The sequence below is a fragment of the Streptomyces sp. NBC_00091 genome (genome assembly GCF_026343185.1).
Taxonomy (GTDB): domain Bacteria; phylum Actinomycetota; class Actinomycetes; order Streptomycetales; family Streptomycetaceae; genus Streptomyces.
Genome location: NZ_JAPEMA010000001.1, coordinates 3,229,775 through 3,248,103, shown reverse-complemented (window position 1 = coordinate 3,248,103; position 18,329 = coordinate 3,229,775). Strand labels below are relative to the sequence as shown.

23 protein-coding genes are annotated in these 18,329 nt (G+C 70.0%); 8 read left to right on the top strand and 15 right to left on the bottom strand.

What is annotated here, in order from left to right; all coding sequences use genetic code 11:
• The first annotated feature begins 461 nt into the window (after positions 1-461).
• Both OOK34_RS15140 and OOK34_RS15135 read left to right on the top strand, forming a co-directional pair.
• Positions 462-731 (top strand): hypothetical protein, encoded by a 270-nt coding sequence (locus OOK34_RS15140; protein WP_267034392.1) that lies wholly within the window; start codon positions 462-464, stop codon positions 729-731.
• 21 nt (positions 732-752) lie between these two features.
• Positions 753-1,445, top strand: a complete 693-nt coding sequence (locus OOK34_RS15135; RefSeq protein ID WP_267034391.1) for a hypothetical protein — start codon at positions 753-755, stop codon at positions 1,443-1,445.
• A 186-nt stretch (positions 1,446-1,631) separates the two neighbouring features.
• Here the strand turns inward: OOK34_RS15135 and OOK34_RS15130 are convergent, their stop codons facing one another.
• Positions 1,632-2,423 (bottom strand): helix-turn-helix domain-containing protein, encoded by a 792-nt coding sequence (locus OOK34_RS15130; protein ID WP_267034390.1) that lies wholly within the window; start codon positions 2,421-2,423, stop codon positions 1,632-1,634.
• Positions 2,424-2,848: 425 nt separating this feature from the next.
• On the opposite strand from OOK34_RS15130, the gene OOK34_RS15125 reads away from it, so the two are divergent.
• Positions 2,849-3,169 (top strand): hypothetical protein, encoded by a 321-nt coding sequence (locus OOK34_RS15125; protein ID WP_267034389.1) that lies wholly within the window; start codon positions 2,849-2,851, stop codon positions 3,167-3,169.
• Between the two features lie 118 nt (positions 3,170-3,287).
• On the opposite strand, the gene OOK34_RS15120 is transcribed toward OOK34_RS15125, so the two are convergent.
• From OOK34_RS15120 to OOK34_RS15105, 4 genes are all read right to left on the bottom strand, one after another.
• Positions 3,288-3,710 carry a hypothetical protein gene (locus OOK34_RS15120; RefSeq protein ID WP_267034388.1) on the bottom strand — a complete coding sequence of 141 codons (423 nt, stop codon included), beginning with the start codon at positions 3,708-3,710 and terminating at the stop codon, positions 3,288-3,290.
• A gap of 96 nt (positions 3,711-3,806) precedes the next feature.
• Complete coding sequence (locus tag OOK34_RS15115) at positions 3,807-4,115, bottom strand: hypothetical protein (RefSeq protein ID WP_267036941.1); 309 nt, start codon at positions 4,113-4,115, stop codon at positions 3,807-3,809.
• 83 nt (positions 4,116-4,198) lie between these two features.
• Positions 4,199-5,047, bottom strand: coding sequence for a helix-turn-helix transcriptional regulator (locus OOK34_RS15110; protein WP_267034387.1), 849 nt, complete (start codon positions 5,045-5,047; stop codon positions 4,199-4,201).
• Between the two features lie 19 nt (positions 5,048-5,066).
• Complete coding sequence (locus OOK34_RS15105; RefSeq protein WP_267034386.1) at positions 5,067-5,591, bottom strand: DUF6879 family protein; 525 nt, start codon at positions 5,589-5,591, stop codon at positions 5,067-5,069.
• A 247-nt stretch (positions 5,592-5,838) separates the two neighbouring features.
• On the opposite strand from OOK34_RS15105, the gene OOK34_RS15100 reads away from it, so the two are divergent.
• Genes OOK34_RS15100 through OOK34_RS15090 form a run of 3 tightly spaced genes read left to right on the top strand, consistent with a single transcriptional unit; the run spans position 5,839 to position 8,234 of the window.
• On the top strand, positions 5,839-5,994 hold the full coding sequence (locus OOK34_RS15100) for a DUF397 domain-containing protein (protein ID WP_267034385.1): 156 nt from the start codon (positions 5,839-5,841) through the stop codon (positions 5,992-5,994).
• A gap of 43 nt (positions 5,995-6,037) precedes the next feature.
• Positions 6,038-7,912, top strand: coding sequence for a WD40 repeat domain-containing serine/threonine protein kinase (locus OOK34_RS15095; RefSeq protein WP_267034384.1), 1,875 nt, complete (start codon positions 6,038-6,040; stop codon positions 7,910-7,912).
• 19 nt (positions 7,913-7,931) lie between these two features.
• The gene (locus OOK34_RS15090; protein WP_267034383.1) at positions 7,932-8,234 is read left to right on the top strand and encodes a hypothetical protein; all 303 of its coding nucleotides are present in this window, start codon (positions 7,932-7,934) and stop codon (positions 8,232-8,234) included.
• 16 nt (positions 8,235-8,250) lie between these two features.
• Here OOK34_RS15090 and OOK34_RS15085 read toward each other — a convergent pair whose 3' ends face one another.
• The 6 genes from OOK34_RS15085 to OOK34_RS15060 form a co-directional block, all read right to left on the bottom strand.
• Positions 8,251-9,075: a creatininase family protein gene (locus OOK34_RS15085; protein ID WP_267034382.1), complete on the bottom strand. Its 825-nt coding sequence runs from the start codon at positions 9,073-9,075 to the stop codon at positions 8,251-8,253.
• A 219-nt stretch (positions 9,076-9,294) separates the two neighbouring features.
• The gene (locus OOK34_RS15080) at positions 9,295-10,620 is read right to left on the bottom strand and encodes a dicarboxylate/amino acid:cation symporter (RefSeq protein WP_267034381.1); all 1,326 of its coding nucleotides are present in this window, start codon (positions 10,618-10,620) and stop codon (positions 9,295-9,297) included.
• A gap of 469 nt (positions 10,621-11,089) precedes the next feature.
• The gene (locus OOK34_RS15075) at positions 11,090-11,395 is read right to left on the bottom strand and encodes a DUF4229 domain-containing protein (RefSeq protein ID WP_267034380.1); all 306 of its coding nucleotides are present in this window, start codon (positions 11,393-11,395) and stop codon (positions 11,090-11,092) included.
• A 93-nt stretch (positions 11,396-11,488) separates the two neighbouring features.
• Complete coding sequence (locus OOK34_RS15070) at positions 11,489-12,013, bottom strand: GNAT family N-acetyltransferase (protein WP_267034379.1); 525 nt, start codon at positions 12,011-12,013, stop codon at positions 11,489-11,491.
• A 119-nt stretch (positions 12,014-12,132) separates the two neighbouring features.
• Positions 12,133-13,296, bottom strand: a complete 1,164-nt coding sequence (mqnE, locus tag OOK34_RS15065; RefSeq protein ID WP_267034378.1) for an aminofutalosine synthase MqnE — start codon at positions 13,294-13,296, stop codon at positions 12,133-12,135.
• A gap of 59 nt (positions 13,297-13,355) precedes the next feature.
• The gene (locus tag OOK34_RS15060) at positions 13,356-13,811 is read right to left on the bottom strand and encodes an Lrp/AsnC family transcriptional regulator (protein WP_267034377.1); all 456 of its coding nucleotides are present in this window, start codon (positions 13,809-13,811) and stop codon (positions 13,356-13,358) included.
• 121 nt (positions 13,812-13,932) lie between these two features.
• Between OOK34_RS15060 and OOK34_RS15055 the strand changes: the two genes are divergently transcribed.
• Positions 13,933-14,067, top strand: coding sequence for a hypothetical protein (locus OOK34_RS15055; RefSeq protein WP_267034376.1), 135 nt, complete (start codon positions 13,933-13,935; stop codon positions 14,065-14,067).
• An 11-nt stretch (positions 14,068-14,078) separates the two neighbouring features.
• Here the strand turns inward: OOK34_RS15055 and OOK34_RS15050 are convergent, their stop codons facing one another.
• The gene (locus OOK34_RS15050; protein WP_267034375.1) at positions 14,079-14,777 is read right to left on the bottom strand and encodes a UbiX family flavin prenyltransferase; all 699 of its coding nucleotides are present in this window, start codon (positions 14,775-14,777) and stop codon (positions 14,079-14,081) included.
• Positions 14,778-14,928: 151 nt separating this feature from the next.
• Here OOK34_RS15050 and OOK34_RS15045 point away from each other — a divergent pair, with 151 nt between their 5' ends.
• On the top strand, positions 14,929-15,468 hold the full coding sequence (locus OOK34_RS15045; protein ID WP_267036750.1) for a rhomboid family intramembrane serine protease: 540 nt from the start codon (positions 14,929-14,931) through the stop codon (positions 15,466-15,468).
• Here OOK34_RS15045 and mqnP read toward each other — a convergent pair.
• The 3 genes from mqnP to OOK34_RS15030 are packed head-to-tail and all read right to left on the bottom strand — an operon-like array spanning position 15,465 to position 18,312.
• Complete coding sequence (gene mqnP, locus OOK34_RS15040) at positions 15,465-16,388, bottom strand: menaquinone biosynthesis prenyltransferase MqnP (RefSeq protein WP_267034374.1); 924 nt, start codon at positions 16,386-16,388, stop codon at positions 15,465-15,467. The genes OOK34_RS15045 and mqnP overlap by 4 nt on opposite strands.
• Positions 16,385-16,858 carry a hypothetical protein gene (locus OOK34_RS15035; protein ID WP_267034373.1) on the bottom strand — a complete coding sequence of 158 codons (474 nt, stop codon included), beginning with the start codon at positions 16,856-16,858 and terminating at the stop codon, positions 16,385-16,387. The genes mqnP and OOK34_RS15035 overlap by 4 nt, the downstream gene beginning before the upstream one ends.
• Positions 16,855-18,312, bottom strand: coding sequence for a menaquinone biosynthesis decarboxylase (locus tag OOK34_RS15030; protein WP_267034372.1), 1,458 nt, complete (start codon positions 18,310-18,312; stop codon positions 16,855-16,857). The genes OOK34_RS15035 and OOK34_RS15030 overlap by 4 nt, the downstream gene beginning before the upstream one ends.
• Positions 18,313-18,329 lie beyond the last annotated feature (17 nt).

Below are 18,329 nucleotides of genomic sequence, written 5' to 3'. Positions count from 1 at the left end.
ACATCGATCTGCCGGACATAGAGGCGGTCTTTGTTGTGTACGGACGGCCCGGTGAGGACACTGGCCGATCTCGCGCTTGCGCCAGAACACCGCCGGGTCGCAGATCCCTGTACGCAGGGCTCAACCAGGGGTGGTTCGATGCCGTCTGGCCGCCGGCGCCAGCTCGGACCGGGCCTTCTGCCACACGTTCGGCAGGGGCGAGGGCAAGCACCAGATGGTGCCCGGTTGGCCGAACTCGGTGGTGGCTGCTCTTGCGGAACCCACCTCGCATATTCGGGCGCCGCATAAGGAGGCCACCGGCAGTCCGAGGCTGAACGGCAAGCTCGGTGCCTGTTTGCGATCCCAGTAGCTGTGTGGCGTTGGGGCCGAATCGCGTAACCGGGGCGACCACTCGGGTGAAGGAGCCGCCCCGCCCGGTCCATCACCCATAACGGGGCACTGCGGGTTGCGTTGGGACGTTTATGGCCCACCCCACCATTGCCCGCGTCGTGTCGGGGTTAGCCCTCGCGATCACCGTCGGGCTCGTTTCCGCTCCCACCGCCCAGGCTGTTCCAGCGGCCGACCGCCCGAGCGTCGGCGCCCCGGCCGGTCCCCTCAGCCTCGACAACCTGCTGTCGCTCCGCTTTCTCACCCCGACGGTCCGGGACGCGAAGCACCAGATCACGGGCCTTGCCTCCGGGCTGTCTCCGGCGCCGGCCAATGCCGTCGGCCTCGGCCAACAGCTCAAGTAGACGACGAAAGGAAAGGTCCAAGTGGAACTCAAGAAGAGGCAGAGGGTGGCGGCCGTCGCCGGTACCGCGATGGCCGCTCTGCTCCTCGGGGCGGGCACTGGGCACGCCGCGGACGACGGATCGCTACTGTCGCTCCTCGACGTGCCCTCGGTCACCGTCGCCTGCTTCCCGGCGGGACAAGTCGGCCAGGGCAACACCTTCACCGGTACCCAGAACATCAACTGCAGCCAGAGCGCATCGCAGACGAACCCCACTCCCCCCGCTCCCCCGGCAAACAACGGCCAGTGCAACGACGTCGACGCCTACAACTATGGCTTGTTCACAGAAACCCAAGGCCCGCAGAAGACAATCAAGGCCGCGCTCAACAACGGAACCGCATACGTCGGATTTCGGAATACCACAAACGCTGCATACACGTGGTACGACCTGACCGACCCGGTGGAACATCCGAACTATCCTGAGAACGCCTGCTCCATCTCTGTAGCCGGCCTTGACTCCGAGGCGGAGTTCGTCCAAGAGAACGTCGCGATCGAGGTGCAGACGACCACCGGGGAGATCTGGGAAACACGATGTGATGTGCTCCTGAACTTCAGGGCAGACATCGAGGGGCTCGACTGCGTTGGCGGGGAGAACGACGAGTTCGGCCCGTGGGTGCAGCAGACGACACCAACCGTGGGAGACCCGGCACTCACCACGGCTCAGCGCCGCCGCTGACCTGTTGATACCGCCGTAGGAGCCTGTCCCTGACGGACAGGCTCCATCCCATGAGCCGCGCCGGTAGAGCTGGAATCAAGTGAGCACCTTTTCCTAAACCCCGGTCGAGGCCGGCTGCGCTGCTCTGGGTCCAGAACCCTGCAGTCCCTCTAGCTGCGGCGATGGGGTTGGACAGGTGCTACGACCCTAGGCGGCGAGGGGCGATTCGGGCGGGCACTCCCGGCAGCGGCCGGGGGCGGGGGCGCGGAAGGCGCGGTCGCACCCGTCGCAGTTCTGCATGGGGTCGGGCCGCCGGGCCTGCGGGGCGGGCGCCGGTGCGGGCATGCGCGGCGGGATCCCCTCCCTGAGGCGGTATCCGATCAGGGCGGCGGGGCGCCGCAGATCGGCGGGCAGGTCCCCGGTCAACACGTGCCGCACCGCCTGCGGTTCGGCCCCGCGCTCCAGCCAGGCCGCCACCCCGGGCGCGAGCTGCCGTACGTCCCGCTCGGCGAGCAGCAGCCGGGGGTCGTCCTCCCGCAGCCGGGCGAGCAGATCGACGGCCGCCGCTGCCTCCGGCGGCGGGGCGGGCGCGGCCACGGGCGCGGGCGGCGCCACCGGCACCGGAGCGGGCTCCGGTACGGGCACGGGCGCGGGCTCCGGCTCCGGTACAGGCGCCCGGTCCACCGGCGGAGGCGGCGGCTCCTCCGGCGGCGGGACGGGACCGCGCGGCCGGTTGTAGGACACCGTCCGGGTCAGCAGCTTCCCGCTCTCGGTCCGTACGCGGCTGCGCTCCAGGTACCCGTACGCCTCCAACTCCCGTAGGGCGGAGGCGATCCGCACCTCCCCCTCCGGGAACCGGTCGGTCAGCACCTTGATGCCGACGCGGGCACCGGTGGGCAGCGACTGGATGTGCAGCGCGAGCCCGATCGCCACCAGCGACAGTGCGCGGTGCTGGGCGAGGTGGTTGCCCACCACGGTGTAGTGATCGGTGTGCCGCACGTTGACGTGGATGACACCCGAAGGGACGGCCCCGGCTGGAACCCGGGACGAGGCGCGCGAACGCGCGTTAGGCTGCTTACGAGCCATTGGGAAGCCCTAACTTCCTAGTTGGTCAGGCCCTCGTCCGGGATGCCAGTCCCGGCGGGGGCCGTCTCAGATCTGTTGTTGTGGGGCGAGCATATGCCAGCCAACCACCCTCAAATCCAGCCGAGTTGGCACAGTTCACCCATGTGAGTGAGCGGGGAGCCGGAGGGGGGGTTGGGTGGATTTACCTCCGTACTTGAGTGGTTATGTCGAGGGTCGCCGGGTCCCGGCCGCCCGCGTCACGGTGGCGGACGATCGCCCTGGCGGATGAGTACGAGGACCCGTCGGCCTGAGTACCCGGGCGCAGGCGCACCGGCCCCCGCGGCCGCTTGGCTGTACCCATGCACGAGACGACCCCCGCCCCGACCCCCGACCGCGCCGCATCCGACACGACGCTGGCGTGGGGCACGGCCCTGGCGGTGGCCCTGGTTCCGGTGGCGTTCCTCTTCGGAGCCCTGGCGGGGATGGCCGAGGAGGTCCACCCCGAGGCCGTGGCGGTCCTCAAGGTCTTCTGGTTCGCGTCCTGGACGACCACCCCGCTGCTCGCCCTCGCCTTCCGGCTGCTCCGGCGACGCCCCGCCCTGGCCGCGGCGGCCCGCTGGTCGGGCTGGATCGCGATGGTCCCGCCACCGGTCACGATCCTCCTGGCCTGCCGCCTGTAGGCAGATCCACCTCCGCGCTCAGGTCCGCGTCCCAGAGGATCGGGATCCGGTCGCGACGCGCATCCACCACCTCGATCCGGACCACCCCGCCGGCAGGCCAAAGCCCACCCCGGGCTGTCTATGCCGTGTAGATGGGGCGGTATGCGGCCACCTGCTCCGGGGTTGCCTCTTCCACGGTCAGGTTCCCTGTCCAGAGCTGGTCACGGTTGCAGTACCCGCCGAGGTCGGCCCCCTTGCCGCGGGCAAGCTTCCACGCCCCCTGGGGAAACTTCACGACCACGTCGCTGCCGCAGATGAACGAGCGGTTCGCCTGCGCCATGATCCAGCGGGCATGTTCACCGTCCCCGTCGGAGGATCGGCACATCGTTCGAGCCATCTGCCACAACCGCCCCCACTCGACACCAGGAGTCAGGGGCCCGACGACGGCGACGTCGCCCAGGTTCCGGTCGTCCAGGCAGTGTGTGGCGTAGCCGAAGACCGCGCCGAACATCCGGAACACGGTGACCCTGCTCTGGCCTGACAGGATCTCATCAACTGTCATGCGCTATACCTCTGTTCACGGGTGAGCCCCGGGCGCATTGGCCGCACCCGGGGCTCACCTCTCGGCCGGCGCCGTCCGACAGGCGGAGCGGCTGGATCAGCAGCAGCCGCCGTCGCTGCAGCATGCGGGCTGGTTGCAGTCGGCGGCCGTACCCCACAGGGACTTGTCGACCTCGAACCCTGCGGCCGCGATGCGGTCCTCGACGGACACCATGAGCGGTCGGGTGCGGATCTTGGAGTTCGGGGCGTGGTGCACGAACTCGCCATCGGTCGCGGTACCCCGCAGCACGTCCAGCCGGAGGCACTCGGGGCAATCGGATACCGGCTGAGGGGCGGGCTGGGGTTCCCTCAGGGGCAGCGACAGCGGCGCCTCGTGCCACCGCGCCGGTTCCGTACTGGCCGTCATCGTCCACCCCTTCATCGGTGTGCTGACGACGTTAGGGAGGGCAGTACGAGGTGCTCCACGTTGTTGCACGCGGTTGCACAGATTCACTCAAGTGCGGTGATGGCCTTGGCGATTAGGTCACGAGCCGGCGTTCCACGCACGGCTGCCTGAGACAGCTCCGAGAAGGCCCGGAGGTACGTGTGGATCTCTCCCGGCGTGGTCAGGTTGATCTCAGCAGTGAGGGTCTCGACCGCTACTTGTTGGTCATCGAAGGCATAGAAGGCTTCGAGCGGCCATACGGTCCGCCGGGCCCTGGCGGGGATGACACCAAGGGACACGTTCGGCTGACCCATGACCGTGAGCAGGTACTCCAGCTGCTCCCCCATGGCCGCATCGTCAGTGACGCGGTAGTAGAGAACCGTCTCTTCAAGGAGGATCGCGAAGCGGTGGTCCCCCTCCCTGACGACCCGGGATCGGGCCTGCCTGGCCCGTACGGCGTCGGCAACATCATCGGGGGTGCCCTGGAAGGCTGTGATGGCCTTGAGTAGCCCTGTGGCGTATCCGGCGGTCTGGAGCATCCCCGGCATGACGTTCGACGCGTACACGCGAAATGAACGGGTCCGCTGGTAGAGCGGAACCGTCTTCTCGTGGATGTGGCGCATCCCGTCGCGGTGGATCTGCTTCCACTCGACGTACATGGATTGTGCGTTTCGGGAGGCCGCGATGATGTCGACAGCCTGATCCTCGAAGCCGCAGGCTGCGCACCATGCCCGGATGTCCGCGTCGGAGGGCGGGGTGATGCCTCGGGCGATACGGGACGACTTGGCTTTGTGCCAGCCGCACCGCACGGCCAGCTCCTGCCCTGTAAGCCCCGCGTCCTTCATGAGCCCTTGGAGACGGGCTGCTACGGCGGCCCGTGCTGCTTCGACGCTGGAGAGGGGAGAGGAAGGCATGAACTGACCGGCCCGCGATTCAGACGGCGTACTTCTCGTGCGGGATTCCGCGCTCCCACACGGCTTCGAACGCTGCCGCGCAGTGTGCGGCTACGGCGGGCTCTTCGGTCTGGTCGGTGTACACCCACCGGCCTACGCCGTCGATGATGTTGAACTGGCCTAGGCGACCGGCGGATAACCAGAAATCGTTCCCGGGGAGAGCAAGGTCCGACGCGTTGCGTCGGGGAAACCAACGCACCTGCTCCCCGCCGGCCACGTTGGCGAAGGTGAACGAATGCTCGAAGGCGATGTAATCGCTGACGGGCTCGGACACGATCCGTGCCTTACGGATGACGACTCCCTTGGCCGTGACCTCATGCGCGAGGTCGAGCCACGGACGCCACCATGAGGCACGGTCATCAGGGTCAAGCCGGTGACCCTCCTTCCCGGCGGCGAAACCGTCGATCTCGTTGCCGACGCCGTACCCGTCCCGCATCTCCAGATGCACGGCCTGCTCCTGCACCGACCCGATGAGGTCGGAGAGATCAGTCAGACTCTGCGACACGGAGCGCCTCCCGGAGAAGCGGGTTCATCCGCCTCGGAACCCTGACAACAGTCTCGTGGTCCGGGATCGGAACGTCCTTCGAGCTTTCGCCCGTGGTCTGCTCGTCTGCCGTCCACCCCTGAACGAGGAGATCCTTCGTGCCCTCGCCCACCCGCACAGCGGGTGATTCGTGATCTACGGACTCGGGATCCTTACCCACGAACCGTAAGGCCCTGGGGTCCCTCCCTGTCGAGCGCGTTGCGCCTGGTTGCACGTCCCTCACCCTGACGGATTCAGCGGGTCGAGGGGGCGGGAACAGCAAAAGCTGGGCGCCACGATCCACGTCCGCGACTCCAAGGACACCGCGCTCCCCCACCTCGCCTTCACCCCCTCGGTATGGACGGGCTTCCTTGCTACACAATGACCTCTGCACGCACAGGCGTTGACAGAGGCAGCCAGGGGGCGGGATGCAGCCGGGGGAGCAGCTGGTCGGGCGGTACCGGCTGGACGCGCGGCTCGGGCAGGGCGGGATCGGCGAGGTGTGGCAGGCGTACGACGTCGAGCTGGGCCGGGCCGTCGCCGTGAAGGTGCTGCTGGAGTTCGACGCGTCGGAGGAGCTGCTGCGCCGGTTCCGGCGCGAGGCGGCCATCGGGGCGCGGCTGCGGCATCCCGGGATCACGGTCGTCCACGACATCGGGCAGCACGAGGACCGGCTGTTCATCGTGATGGAGCTGCTGGAGGGGCAGGACCTCGCCCATCTGCTGGCCCGCTCGGCGGGCGATGGCGGGTTGCCGCCGGCCGAGGCGCTCGGTCTGGCGCTCCAGGCGACGGAGGCGCTGGCGGCCGCGCACGAGCAGAAGGTGGTGCACCGGGACCTCAAGCCCGCGAACCTCTTCCTCCTCACCGACGGCCGCCTGAAGATCTGCGACTTCGGCATCGCCCGCACCGCCGACGCGACGGGCGGGCTGACCGCCACCGGCCGGGTGTTCGGTACGCCGGCCTACATGGCGCCCGAGCAGTGGCGCGGTGAGCACGTCGACGCGCGCTGCGATCTGTACGCCCTCGGGTGCGTGCTGTACGCGCTGCTGACCGGCGCGCCGCCATTCGCGGACAACGAGACGCCGTGGGTGCTGATGCGCCGGCACCTGGAGGAGGCTCCGCCGGCGCTGGACGCCGTACGGGCGGACGTGCCGGCCCCGCTCGCGGAACTGGTCGCCGCCCTGCTGGCGAAGGACCCGGCCGCGCGGCCGGACGCACCCACCACGGCCGAGTGCCTGCGCGGGCTGCTGCGGAACCCGGCCGCGCCCGCTCCCACCACCGACCTCACGCCCCAGATCGGGCCGCGCCGCCGGAACCTCCTCCTCGGCGGGCTCGCGGCGCTGGCGGCGGCTTCGGGCGGGACGTACGCGGCGCTGCGGCTGTCCGGCGGCGACGGCGACAGCCCCGGCGCGGGCGGCGTCCGCCTGGGGTACGTCCTCACCGGCCACACCGGCTCCGTGGAGTCGGTGTCGTTCAGCCCTGACGGCCGCACCCTGGCCAGCGGCAGCAGCGACCGCAGCATCCGGCTGTGGGACGTACCCACCCGTGTCGGTTCCTCCCCCTTCCTCGACCACGACAGATCCGTGACGTGCCTGGCCTTCAGCCCCGACGGCAAAACCCTCGCCGCCGGCGGCGACAGCTCCGTCCGCCTGTCCGACGTCCCCGGACGCCGCGGCCTGGGCGCCCTGTCGGGCCTCACGGGCACGGTGCGCTCGGTGGCGTTCAGCCCGGACGGGAAGACCCTCGCCAGCGGGAGCGACGAAAGCCAGACCATCCGTCTCTGGGACCTCGGCGCCCTCACCACCACCGCGATCCTCACCGGCCACACCAAGCCCGTGGCCTCGCTGGCGTTCAGCCCGGACGGCAGGACCCTCGCCAGCGGCAGCGGTGACAGCACCGTCCGCCTCTGGGACGTCGCCAGCCGCTCCACCACTGCCGAACTCACCGGCCACACCGAGCCCGTGGCCTCAGTGGCGTTCAGCCCCGACGGCAAAACCCTGGCCAGTGCGAGCGGCGACAAAACCATCCGCCTCTGGGACGTGGCCACGCGCACCAGCGCCAAGGCCGACACCCTCACCGGCCACAACGGCCCCGTCCTGTCGGTGGCGTTCAGCCCGGACGGCAAGACCCTCGCCAGCGGGGGCGGCCGTACCGTCCGGCTGTGGGACGTCCGTACCCGCACCCACACCGCGACCCTCAACGGGCACACCAGCGCCGTGGGTTCGGTGGCGTTCAGCCCGAACGGCAAGACCCTCGCCAGTGCGAGCGACGACGGCACGGTCCGGGTGTGGAAGCTGTCCTGACGGCAGCGAGGATGGCGGGATGACGACCATCGACCTGCCCGAGGACCGGGGCTGCCTGCGGTGGGTGCTCGCCGTGCCCCTGGCTCTGATCTACCTGCCGGCCGCGTACCTCTGCTACGTCTCCCTGGCCCTGCGGCCCGACTCCCCGTACGACCAGCTCCACGACGATGTCCGCTTCACCGCCGACGTCTCGGTCTTCCTGTGCTTCGCCGGGCTCCTCCTCACGGCCGTCCCGGTCTTCCACCGCAACCTCGGCCGCTGGTGGTACGCCGCGCCCTTCCTCCTGGCGGCCGTCGCCTTCACCCGGGGCCAGACGGTCTGAGCCCCGCCGGGGCGGCCTACGCGAGGGAGGCGGTCACGGCGTCGGCCATGGCGTGGGCCATGCGCTGGTGGAAGCGCCACAGGAAGGGGTCGCGGGGGCTGGGGGCGCCGAAGTAGCCCTGGGGGGTGACCCTGCGGGCGTGTTCGCCTCCCTTGCGCCATTCGGCCAGGTCGGCCGGGCCCAGGCCGGTCGGGCGGAGCCGGGACATGGCGTCGTGGTCGACCAGTTCGGGGAACCAGCGCATCATCAGCGCGCTCTCGATCTCCTCGGCGTGGACACCGAGTTCACCGCTCAGTTCCAGGCCCTCGAAGAGCGGCTGCATGGCGAAGGTGGCCAGGGCGGGGGTCTTCGTCTCCTCGCCCAGGCGGTCGGCGATGAAGTCCGGCTCGATGAGGACGACGCCCGTGCTGCCCGCCTCGTGCCGGCGCGTCACGACGTCGAGCAGCATCCGGTTGTGGGCGATGTCGCCCTGGTGGTTGATCACGAAGATGTGCTGGAACCCGTCCGTGGCGAGGGATTCCAGGATGTCGAAGTGCAGCGCGGCCGCGGTCTCGGGGCGCGTGCGGAAGGTGCCGGCGAAGCCGCCGGACACCTGGTTGACGCCCCAGAAGACGGGCGGGGCGATCAGCGCCGGCACCTGGCGCCGGTCGAGCTCGTCCTTCACCATCCGGGACAGCTGGTAGGCGCCGTAGGCGTCGGTGCCCAGGGGCAGGTGGGGGCCGTGCTGTTCGATGACGCCCGTGGGCAGCAGGACGCACGCGCCCGCTGCCGCCGCCTCCTCCACCTGCGGGTAGGTGAGGTCGGCCATGGTCCCGGCGAAGACCGAGTATCCGCTGTGCATGTACTTCCCCCGTACGTGATGTCCTGACCGGCCGGTCCGCCGGTCAAGATCATCTTCGCCACCCCGCGAGGCCTCCCACGAGCGGCACCTGCACCGGAAATCCCGCCCGCCCCTTGTAGGGAGACCACAAACGCCCCCGCCCGGACGGGGGCGGGGGCGGGGGCTGCGGTGCGGCTGCGCGGCGGCTGCGCGGCGGCTGCGCGGCGGCGTCAAGCAGGGTCAGGCGGCGACGGCCACCTTCACCGGCTCTGCGGCCGGCTCGTCCAGCGGGGAGGACGAGGCGGCGGCGTAGGCCTCCTTGTCCAGGATGTTCTCGCGGGCGGCGACGATGACCGGGACGACGGCCTGACCTGCGACGTTCGTGGCCGTCCTCATCATGTCCAGGATCGGGTCGATCGCCATCAGCAGGCCGACGCCGGCCAGCGGCAGGCCCAGCGTGGAGAGGGTCAGCGTCAGCATCACGGTCGCGCCGGTCAGGCCGGCGGTGGCGGCGGAGCCGACGACCGAGACGAAGGCGATGAGCAGGTACTCCTTGATGCCCAGCTGCACGTCGAAGATGTTCGCGATGAAGATCGCGGCGAGCGCCGGGTAGATCGCGGCGCAGCCGTCCATCTTGGTCGTGGCGCCGAAGGGGACGGCGAAGGAGGCGTACTCCTTCGGGACGCCGAGGCGCTCGGTGACCTTCTGGGTGACCGGCATGGTGCCGACCGAGGAGCGGGAGACGAAGGCCAGCTGGATCGCGGGCCAGGCGCCCTTGAAGAAGTGGACCGGGTTGACCTTGGCGGCCGTGGCGAGCAGCAGCGGGTACACGCCGAACATGACGAGCGCCGAGCCGATGTAGACGTCGGCGGTGAAGGTGGCGTACTTGCCGATCAGTTCCCAGCCGTAGCTGGCGATGGCGGTGCCGATGAGGCCGACGGTGCCGATCGGGGCGAGGCGGATGACCCACCACAGGGCCTTCTGGAGGAGTTCCAGGACGGACTCGGCGAGGTTCAGGACGGGCTGGGCCTTGCTGCCGAGCTGGAGGGCGGCGATACCGGCGACGGCGGCCAGGAAGACGATCTGGAGGACGTTCAGCTCGGTGAACGGCGTGACGATGTCCTTCGGCACGATGCCGGTCAGGAAGTCGATCCAGGAGCCGTGCCGCTTGGGCTCCTTGCCGTCGGCCGGGGTGAGGCCGGTGCCGGCGCCCGGGTCGGTCAGCAGGCCGATCGCGAGGCCGATGCCCACCGAGATCAGCGAGGTGATCATGAACCAGAGCAGCGTGCGGGAGGCGAGCCGCGCGGCGTTGTTCACCTTCCGGAGGTTGGTGATGGACACCAGGATCGCGAAGAAGACGAGCGGGGCGACGGCCAGCTTGAGCAGCTGGACGAAGATGTCGCCGACCTGCTCGAGGGTGGTCTTCAGCCAGCTGACGTCCTGGCTGCGGGCGAGCCAGCCGAAGAGGACGCCGAGCGCGAGGCCGGCGACTATCTGGGCCCAGAAGGGGAACTTGGGCGAGGCCTTGGCGGGAGCCTGGGCCTGCGGGGACGCGGACGTGGACACGGACACTCTCCGGGGGGACGCACGGACGTACGGCGGAAGGTTTCTGCAAGGGGTGCGGTACGGCGGCAGCCAGAAAGGGGCCGGGCCGGCCGGGGACCGCTGCTGTGGTGCCGGATTCAGCGGCAACAGCAACAGGCCGCGGACACGCGGCGGCAGAGGTCGACATGCAGGCGCGCCACGAGCGGAACGCTCGGGATCATCGGGTGCGCGGCTGCGGTCAACATGTTCAACACGCTAACACTTCTGCTTTGAGAATCTCAAAGGCTTGCTTTGAGTGCCGATCGCACGGGAGTGGACCCACCGGCCCCGCCGGCCCCCGGGAACGCCGAAGCCCCAGCGCGGCGGGGGGTGTTCCCGGCGCTGGGGCTCTTCGGTACGCAAGGGGGCCGCGCGGAGTCGGCGGGCAGGCTGTGAGGAAGCTAACCGGCTTCCGTCAGCTCACGCCGGCGTCAGCCCGGCGGGCGTCAGCTCAGGCTCGCGCGGCGTCGTCGGCCGCGTCCTCCTGGCTGCGGTTCGCGGCGAGCTTCTGCTTCGCATCCGCGACGCGTCCGGAGATCTGCGCGGACATCTCCTCGCGCTGCTTGCGCAGCAGGACGAAGGACAGCGGCGCGGAGATCACCAGCGCGAGCAGCACGACCCAGGCGAAGTTGGCGTCGCCCAGCCCGGCGGGCACCCAGCCCAGGTTGACCAGGAGGGCCACGAGGACCAGACATCCGACGAAGATGCCCAGACGCATCGCGGTGTAGCGGATCGTCGCGCTCGGTTTGAGGGACACGGTGACCCCTTCTCTCTCGTCGGATACGTCGGATACGTCGGCACGTGCCCGTCCAGTGAAGCACGCCGGTCCCCCGCTCCGGCCCCGAGGGTGTCAGAGCAGCGGCAGCAGCATCGTGATGTCGTCGCGGTCGTCGCCGGGGGCCACGCGGATGGCGTCGGGGACGCGGCCGACCTCCTTGTAGCCGCACGCCTCGTAGAAGCGCTCCAGCCCCATGCCGCCCCGGCACTCCAGGCGGATGGCCTCGATCCCCTCCAGCGAGCGCGCCGCGTCGGAGAGGGCGGCCATCAGCTCCCGCCCGGCGCCGCGGCCCTGGAGGGCGGGGCTGACCATGACCGTGTACGCCCAGACCCAGTGCTTGCGCAACGGGTGCGGCTCGAAGGCGAGGAAGGCGACGGCCGCGACCGCTCCCCCGGCGTCGTGCCCGACCAGCAGCCGGTGGCGGCCCTCGGCCAGCGCGACGAGGTGCTTGACCAGCGCGGGCCGGATGTCGTCGAGGGTGACGGGCGGGACGAAGCCGACCGCGCCGCCGGCGTTGGTGACCTCGGCCCACAGCTGCGCGATGCCGTCGCGCAGGGCGGGGTCGACGGCCGGATCGAAGGTGTAAGTAAGGGTCATTCGAGAAGACTAGTCATTACCCACACCCCGGGCAACGGGACGGGTGCACGAAGAAGCCCCGGTCCACCAGGGACCGGGGCTTCCTCCAGAGCGGGCGGCGCTCCGTCAAACGCAGGCCGTCAGACGCGCATCGCCTGCGGGGTCTCGCGCAGGGCGGCGTCCGGGCCGGGGTACTCGCGGATGATCTCGTAGCGCGTGTTGCGCTCGACCGGGCGGAAGCCCGCCTCGCGGATGAGCTCCAGGAGGTCTTCGCGGCCCAGCTTGTTCGGGGTGCCGTAGTCGTCGGCGTCGTGCGTGATCTTGTACTCGACCACCGAGCCGTCCATGTCGTCGGCGCCGTGCTGGAGCGCGAGCTGGGCGGTCTGCACGCCGTGCATCACCCAGAAGACCTTGACGTGCGGCACGTTGTCGAAGAGGAGACGGGAGACCGCGAAGGTCTTCAGCGCCTCCGCGCCCGTGGCCATCGTCGTCCGCGCCTGGAGCGTGTTGCGGACCTTGCCGTCCTTCATGTCCACGAAGTCGTGCTGGTAGCGCAGCGGGATGAAGACCTGGAAACCGCCGGTCTCGTCCTGGAGCTCGCGCAGCCGCAGCACGTGGTCCACGCGGTGGCGGGGCTCCTCGATGTGCCCGTAGAGCATGGTGCTCGGGGTCTTGAGGCCCTTCTCGTGCGCCAGGCGGTGGATGCGCGACCAGTCTTCCCAGTGGGTGCGGTGGTCCACGATGTGCTGGCGGACCTCCCAGTCGAAGATCTCCGCGCCGCCGCCGGTGAGCGACTCCAGGCCGGCCTCGATCAGCTCGTCGAGGATGTCGGAGGCCGACATGCCCGAGATCGTCTCGAAGTGGTGGATCTCGGTGGCCGTGAACGCCTTCAGCGAGACGTTCGGCAGGGCCTCCTTGAGGGCGGACAGCGAGCGCGGGTAGTACCGCCACGGGAGGGAGGGGTGCAGGCCGTTGACGATGTGCAGCTCGGTGAGGTTCTCGTTCTCCATGGCCTTGGCCAGGCGGACGGCTTCCTCGATGCGCATCGTGTACGCGTCCTTCTCGCCCGGCTTGCGCTGGAACGAGCAGTACGCGCAGGAGGCGGTGCACACGTTCGTCATGTTGAGGTGGCGGTTGACGTTGAAGTGGACGACGTCACCGTTCTTGCGCGTACGCACCTCGTGGGCGAGACCGCCCAGCCAGGCCAGGTCGTCCGACTCGTAGAGGGCGATGCCGTCCTCACGCGTCAGCCGCTCGCCGGAGCGGACCTTCTCCTCCAGCTCGCGCTTGAGCCCCGCGTCCATTCCGGTGTCTCCTCTACGTGTCCCTGTCCAGACCTGTGCAACCGCCACCCACCGTACTCTCAGGCCTCCTCGGGCAGCTCGCCGACCCGGTTCTCCCACTTGGTGGAGAGCACGATCGTGGTACGGGTGCGGGAGACGCCCTTGGTACCGGAGAGCTTGCGGATGATCTTCTCCAGGCCGTCCACGTCGTTGGCGCGGACCTTCAGCATGAAGGAGTCGTCGCCGGCGATGAACCAGCAGTCCTCGATCTCGGCGAGGTCGCGCAGCCGCCGGGCGACGTCCTCGTGGTCGGCGGCGTCGGACATGGAGAGCCCGATCAGCGCGGTGACGCCGAGGCCGAGCGAGGCCGCGTTCACGGTCGCGCGGTAGCCGGTGATGACGCCGGCCGTCTCCAGACGGTTGATGCGGTCGGTGACGCTGGGGCCGGAGAGGCCCACGAGACGGCCCAGCTCCGCGTACGAGGCACGACCGTTCTCGCGAAGTGCCTGGATGAGCTGCCTGTCCACCGTGTCCATTACGTGGAGCCTTCCATTATTCGGCGATCCTGCAAGTCTAGGTATAGAATCTAAGGCACACAGGGTCAACACCCTGTGAATCTTTCAACAGATCAATGACGATCTTCAGGAGTGGTTCACCGTGTACACGATCGAGATGGCCTACGCGCACATGCGACAGCTCCAGGAGCTGGCCAACCGATCCCGCACCGACCAGCCCGCCGCCGCCTACCGCGTCGACAAGACCCGCAAGCCGCACCGCGCCAAGAAGCGCTAGTCCGGCTGCCGCTACTCACGGGGGCGGGCGCTGCCAAGCTCCCCCTTCCGAGCGGCTCCGCCTAGCTCTCCCTCCCAACGGCGGTACAGCTTGTGCGGCACCCCTGCCGCGTCGAGCACCCGCCCCGCGACGAAGTCCACCAGGTCCTGGATGTGCGTCGCACCCGCGTAGAACGCCGGAGAGGCGGGCAGCACGACCGCGCCCGCCTCGTCCAGCGCCACCAGATGTCTGAGCGTCTGTCCGTTCAGCGGGGTCTCCCGCACCGCGACCACCAGCCGGCGCCGCTCCTTGAGCGTCACGCTCGCGACGCGCTGGAGCAGGTCCTTCGACAGTCCGAGCGCCACACCGGCCACACAGGCGGTGGAGGCGGGGACGATCAGCATCCCCTTGACGGGGTACGAGCCCGAACTCGGCCCGGCCGCCAGGTCCCCGGCGCCCCAGTAGCGCACACCGGTCACGTCGAACCCCTCGAAGGTCCCCGGCTTGCCGTCGGCGCCCCGGGCCAGCCACTCCGTCAGGTCCGTACGCCAGTGCGCGTCCCGGAAGGCGATCCCGGTCTCGTCCAGCAGGGTGAGCCGCGAGGCGCGGCTGACCACCAGGTCCACACTCTCGCCCGCCGCCAGCAGCCCCCGGATCACCGCCGCCGCGTACGGCGTCCCGGACGCCCCGGAAACCCCGACCACCCACGGGGTGCGCTTGCCGTCAGTCATACCTCCGAGACTATCCGGCCACGGCGCGCGGGCACTCGGTAAGGTGTCCGCACGTCCCAGGGGGTGGGACGGTACGAGGGGGACGACAGTGAGCACGACGGTGGAACCGGCCTGGAGCAAGACGGACCGGGCCAAGGCCGCGGCCAGACTGATGCTGGGCTGGGTGGCCCTGCTGTGGGCCCTGGAGGCGGTCGACTACGCCACCGGGCACGCCCTGGACGCGTACGGGATCGTGTCCCGCGACGTCGCCACCCTGCCGCACGTCCTCCCTGCGGCCTTCCTCCACTTCGGCTTCGGCCACGTCGCCTCCAACAGCATCCCGCTGCTGGCCCTCGGCTTCATCACCGCCCTGTCCGGCATCCGCCGCTTCCTCATGGTGTGCGGCGTGATCATGCTCGGGGACGGCATCGGCACCTGGCTGATCTCCCCGTCGAACGCCCTCACCCTGGGCGCCTCGGGCATCGTCTACGGCCTCTTCGGCTACCTGCTGGTGCGCGGCTTCGTCGAACGCAAGGTCCTGGGCATCGCGGTGAGCGTGGCGGTCGCCGCGTACTACGGCAGCACCATGTTCCTCGGCCTGCTCCCCCTCGACCCCACGATCAGCTGGCAGGGCCACCTCTGCGGCCTCGTCGCGGGCGTGGCGGCGGCCCTCTTCCACCGCCGCCCGGCCCCCCGCGCCCTGACGGTCTAGAGGGCCAGGCCCCGCACCACCAGGTCGGCCAGCGCGCACAGGAACAGAACGATGCCGATGAAGCCGTTGACCGTGAAGAAGGCCCGGTTCAGGCGGGACAGGTCGTGGGGCTTGACGATGGTGTGCTCGTAGAGGAAGGCCGCCACGACCACCAGCAGGCCGAACCAGAACAGCGCGCCCGCCTCCGTCGCGACGGCGTACCAGGCCAGCAGGCCGGTGGTGACCACGTGCGCGCCGCGGGCGCCCCACAGGGCCGCCGGGACGCCGAAGCGGGCCGGGACCGAGCGGACGCCCTCCGCCCGGTCGGCCGCCACGTCCTGGCAGGCGAAGATCAGGTCGAAGCCGCCGATCCACACGCCCACGGCCAGCCCCAGGATCACCGCGTCCCAGGACCACTCCCCCGTGATCGCCAGCCAGGCCCCGACCGGGCCCATCGCCTGGGCCAGGCCCAGGATGGCGTGCGGGTAGTCCGTGAAGCGCTTGCCGTACGGGTAGACCACCATCGGCACGACGGCGACCGGCGCCAGCATCAGGCACAGCGGGTTCAGCAGCGCCGCCGCGCCCAGGAAGACCACCAGCGCCACGCCGGCGCCGGTCCAGGCGGAGCGCACCGAGACCGCGCCGGTGACCAGCTCGCGCCCGGCGGTACGGGGATTGCGGGCGTCGATCTCCCGGTCGATGATCCGGTTGGCGGCCATCGCGAAGGTCCGCAGGCCCACCATGCAGATGGTCACGAGCAGCAGCTCGGCCCAGTGCATGCGCCCGTCGAGCCGGAACATGGCGGTGAGCGCGGCGATGTAGGCGAAGGGCAGCGCGAAGACCGAGTGCTCGATCATCACGAGCCGCAGGAAGGCCTTGACCCTGCCGCTCGCCTGCGGCGCGGGGCCCGGTCCGGGGAGGGCTTCGGCGGCGGAGGTCATACGAGGCTCCTGCGGAACTCTTCGAGGTCGGCACGGAGCACGCCGGTGGCCTCCGGGGCGATCTCCACGGTGAGCGGGGGCATCTCCTCGCCCTCCGGCGGGGTGATCCGGGCCAGGAAGGCGCAGTCCTCGCCGGCGGGGCGGCCGTCCAGGCTCAGCACGGGGCCCGCCTCGACGGTGAAGGGCTCGGAGGCGAAGGACAGCTCGGCCAGCAGGCGCTCGGCGAAGTCGTCGGCGTCCGCGTCCCGCAGCCCGGGCAGCTCGAAGCCGCCGCCCTCCTGCTCCTCCTGCTCCCACATCAGCGCCCAGACGTTGCCGGGGCCGACGAACTCCTCGGGGCTCACTCCCGCCTGCTCGGCGGCCAGCCGGACCTCCGGGTCGGCCGGGTCGAGCTCCGGGCGCACGAGGGCCACGTACGTGGTGTCGCTGCCGATGAAGAGGGCGGGACCGCCCATGGCGATGGGGCTCACAAGCCGTACTCCTTCCAGCGGCGGTCCACCAGGGCCGCCGTCGCCGGGTCGGACTCGACCATGTCGGGCCAGCCGCCGTCGCGGGTGTAGCCCTCCTCCGGCAGCTTCTTGGTCGCGTCGATGCCCGCCTTGCCGCCCCAGAACTGCTGGTACGAGGCGTGGTCCAGGTGGTCCACCGGCCCCTCGACCACGGTGAGGTCACGGGAGTAGTCGGTGTTGCCGAGGGCCCTCCAGGACACCTCGTGCAGGTCGTGGACGTCGCAGTCCTTGTCCACCACGATGATCAGCTTGGTCAGCGACATCATGTGGGCGCCCCAGATGGCGTGCATGACCTTCTGCGCGTGCTTGGGGTACTTCTTGTCGATCGAGACGATCGCGCAGTTGTGGAAGCCGCCCGACTCCGGGAGGTGGTAGTCCACGATGTCCGGCACGATGATCTTGAGCAGCGGCAGGAAGAAACGCTCCGTCGCGCGGCCCAGCGGACCGTCCTCGGTCGGCGGCCGGCCGACCACGATCGACTGGATCAGCGGGCGCTTGCGCATCGTCACGCAGTCGATCTTCAGCGCGGGGAAGGGCTCCTGCGGGGTGTAGAAGCCGGTGTGGTCGCCGAAGGGGCCCTCGGGGAGCGTCTCCCCGGGCTCCAGCCAGCCCTCGATGACGACCTCGGCGTTGGCCGGGACCTGGAGCGGGACCGTCTTGCAGTCGACCATCTCGATCCGCTTGCCCGCGACGAACCCGGCGAAGAGGTACTCGTCGATGTCGCCGGGCAGCGGCGCGGTGGAGGCGTAGGTCACGGCGGGCGGGCAGCCGAAGGCGATCGCGACCGGCAGCCGCTCGCCGCGCGCGGCGGCGACGGCGTAGTGGTTGCGGCTGTCCTTGTGGATCTGCCAGTGCATGCCGATGGTGCGCTTGTCGTGGCGCTGGAGCCGGTAGAGGCCGAGGTTGCGGACGCCCGTCTCGGGGTGCTTGGTGTGGGTGAGGCCCAGGTTGAAGAAGGAGCCTCCGTCCTTGGGCCAGGTGAAGAGGGCCGGCAGCTGGTCCAGGTCGACGTCGTCGCCGGTGAGGACGACCTCCTGGACGGGCGCGGACTCGCCCTTCACCTTCTTCGGCGGGACGTGGACCATCGAGCCGAGCTTGCCGAAGGCCTCGCGGACGCCGATGAAGCCCTGGGGCAGCTCGGGCTTGAGGAGGCCGCCGATCTTGTCGCTGATCTCGCCGTACGACTTGAGGCCGAGGGCCTTGAGCAGGCGCCGGTCGGTCCCGAAGACGTTCATGGCGAGCGGCATGGCCGAGCCCTTGACGTTCTCGAAGAGCAGGGCCGGGCCGCCGGCCTTGTTCACTCTGTCGACGATCTCCCCGACCTCCAGGTACGGGTCGACTTCGGCCTTGATGCGCTTGAGGTCGCCCTCCCGCTCAAGAGCCCGGAGCAGCGAGCGGAGATCGTCGTAAGCCATGGAGCCCAGTATCCGTC

Excerpts from the sequence above, each read along its gene's own strand:
- OOK34_RS15140 (WP_267034392.1), top strand. The coding sequence starts at position 462 with ATGGCCCACCCCACCATTGCCCGCGTCGTGTCGGGGTTAGCCCTCGCG.
- OOK34_RS15110 (WP_267034387.1), bottom strand. The coding sequence starts at position 5,047 with ATGCCTTCCTCTCCCCTCTCCAGCGTCGAAGCAGCACGGGCCGCCGTA.
- OOK34_RS15045 (WP_267036750.1), top strand. The coding sequence starts at position 14,929 with ATGCTGGGCTGGGTGGCCCTGCTGTGGGCCCTGGAGGCGGTCGACTAC.
- OOK34_RS15125 (WP_267034389.1), top strand. The coding sequence starts at position 2,849 with ATGCACGAGACGACCCCCGCCCCGACCCCCGACCGCGCCGCATCCGAC.
- OOK34_RS15115 (WP_267036941.1), bottom strand. The coding sequence starts at position 4,115 with ATGACGGCCAGTACGGAACCGGCGCGGTGGCACGAGGCGCCGCTGTCG.
- OOK34_RS15030 (WP_267034372.1), bottom strand. The coding sequence starts at position 18,312 with ATGGCTTACGACGATCTCCGCTCGCTGCTCCGGGCTCTTGAGCGGGAG.
- OOK34_RS15090 (WP_267034383.1), top strand. The coding sequence starts at position 7,932 with ATGACGACCATCGACCTGCCCGAGGACCGGGGCTGCCTGCGGTGGGTG.
- OOK34_RS15060 (WP_267034377.1), bottom strand. The coding sequence starts at position 13,811 with ATGGACACGGTGGACAGGCAGCTCATCCAGGCACTTCGCGAGAACGGT.
- OOK34_RS15085 (WP_267034382.1), bottom strand. The coding sequence starts at position 9,075 with ATGCACAGCGGATACTCGGTCTTCGCCGGGACCATGGCCGACCTCACC.
- OOK34_RS15070 (WP_267034379.1), bottom strand. The coding sequence starts at position 12,013 with ATGACCCTTACTTACACCTTCGATCCGGCCGTCGACCCCGCCCTGCGC.
- mqnE (WP_267034378.1), bottom strand. The coding sequence starts at position 13,296 with ATGGACGCGGGGCTCAAGCGCGAGCTGGAGGAGAAGGTCCGCTCCGGC.
- OOK34_RS15120 (WP_267034388.1), bottom strand. The coding sequence starts at position 3,710 with ATGACAGTTGATGAGATCCTGTCAGGCCAGAGCAGGGTCACCGTGTTC.
- mqnP (WP_267034374.1), bottom strand. The coding sequence starts at position 16,388 with ATGACCTCCGCCGCCGAAGCCCTCCCCGGACCGGGCCCCGCGCCGCAG.
- OOK34_RS15050 (WP_267034375.1), bottom strand. The coding sequence starts at position 14,777 with ATGACTGACGGCAAGCGCACCCCGTGGGTGGTCGGGGTTTCCGGGGCG.
- OOK34_RS15095 (WP_267034384.1), top strand. The coding sequence starts at position 6,038 with ATGCAGCCGGGGGAGCAGCTGGTCGGGCGGTACCGGCTGGACGCGCGG.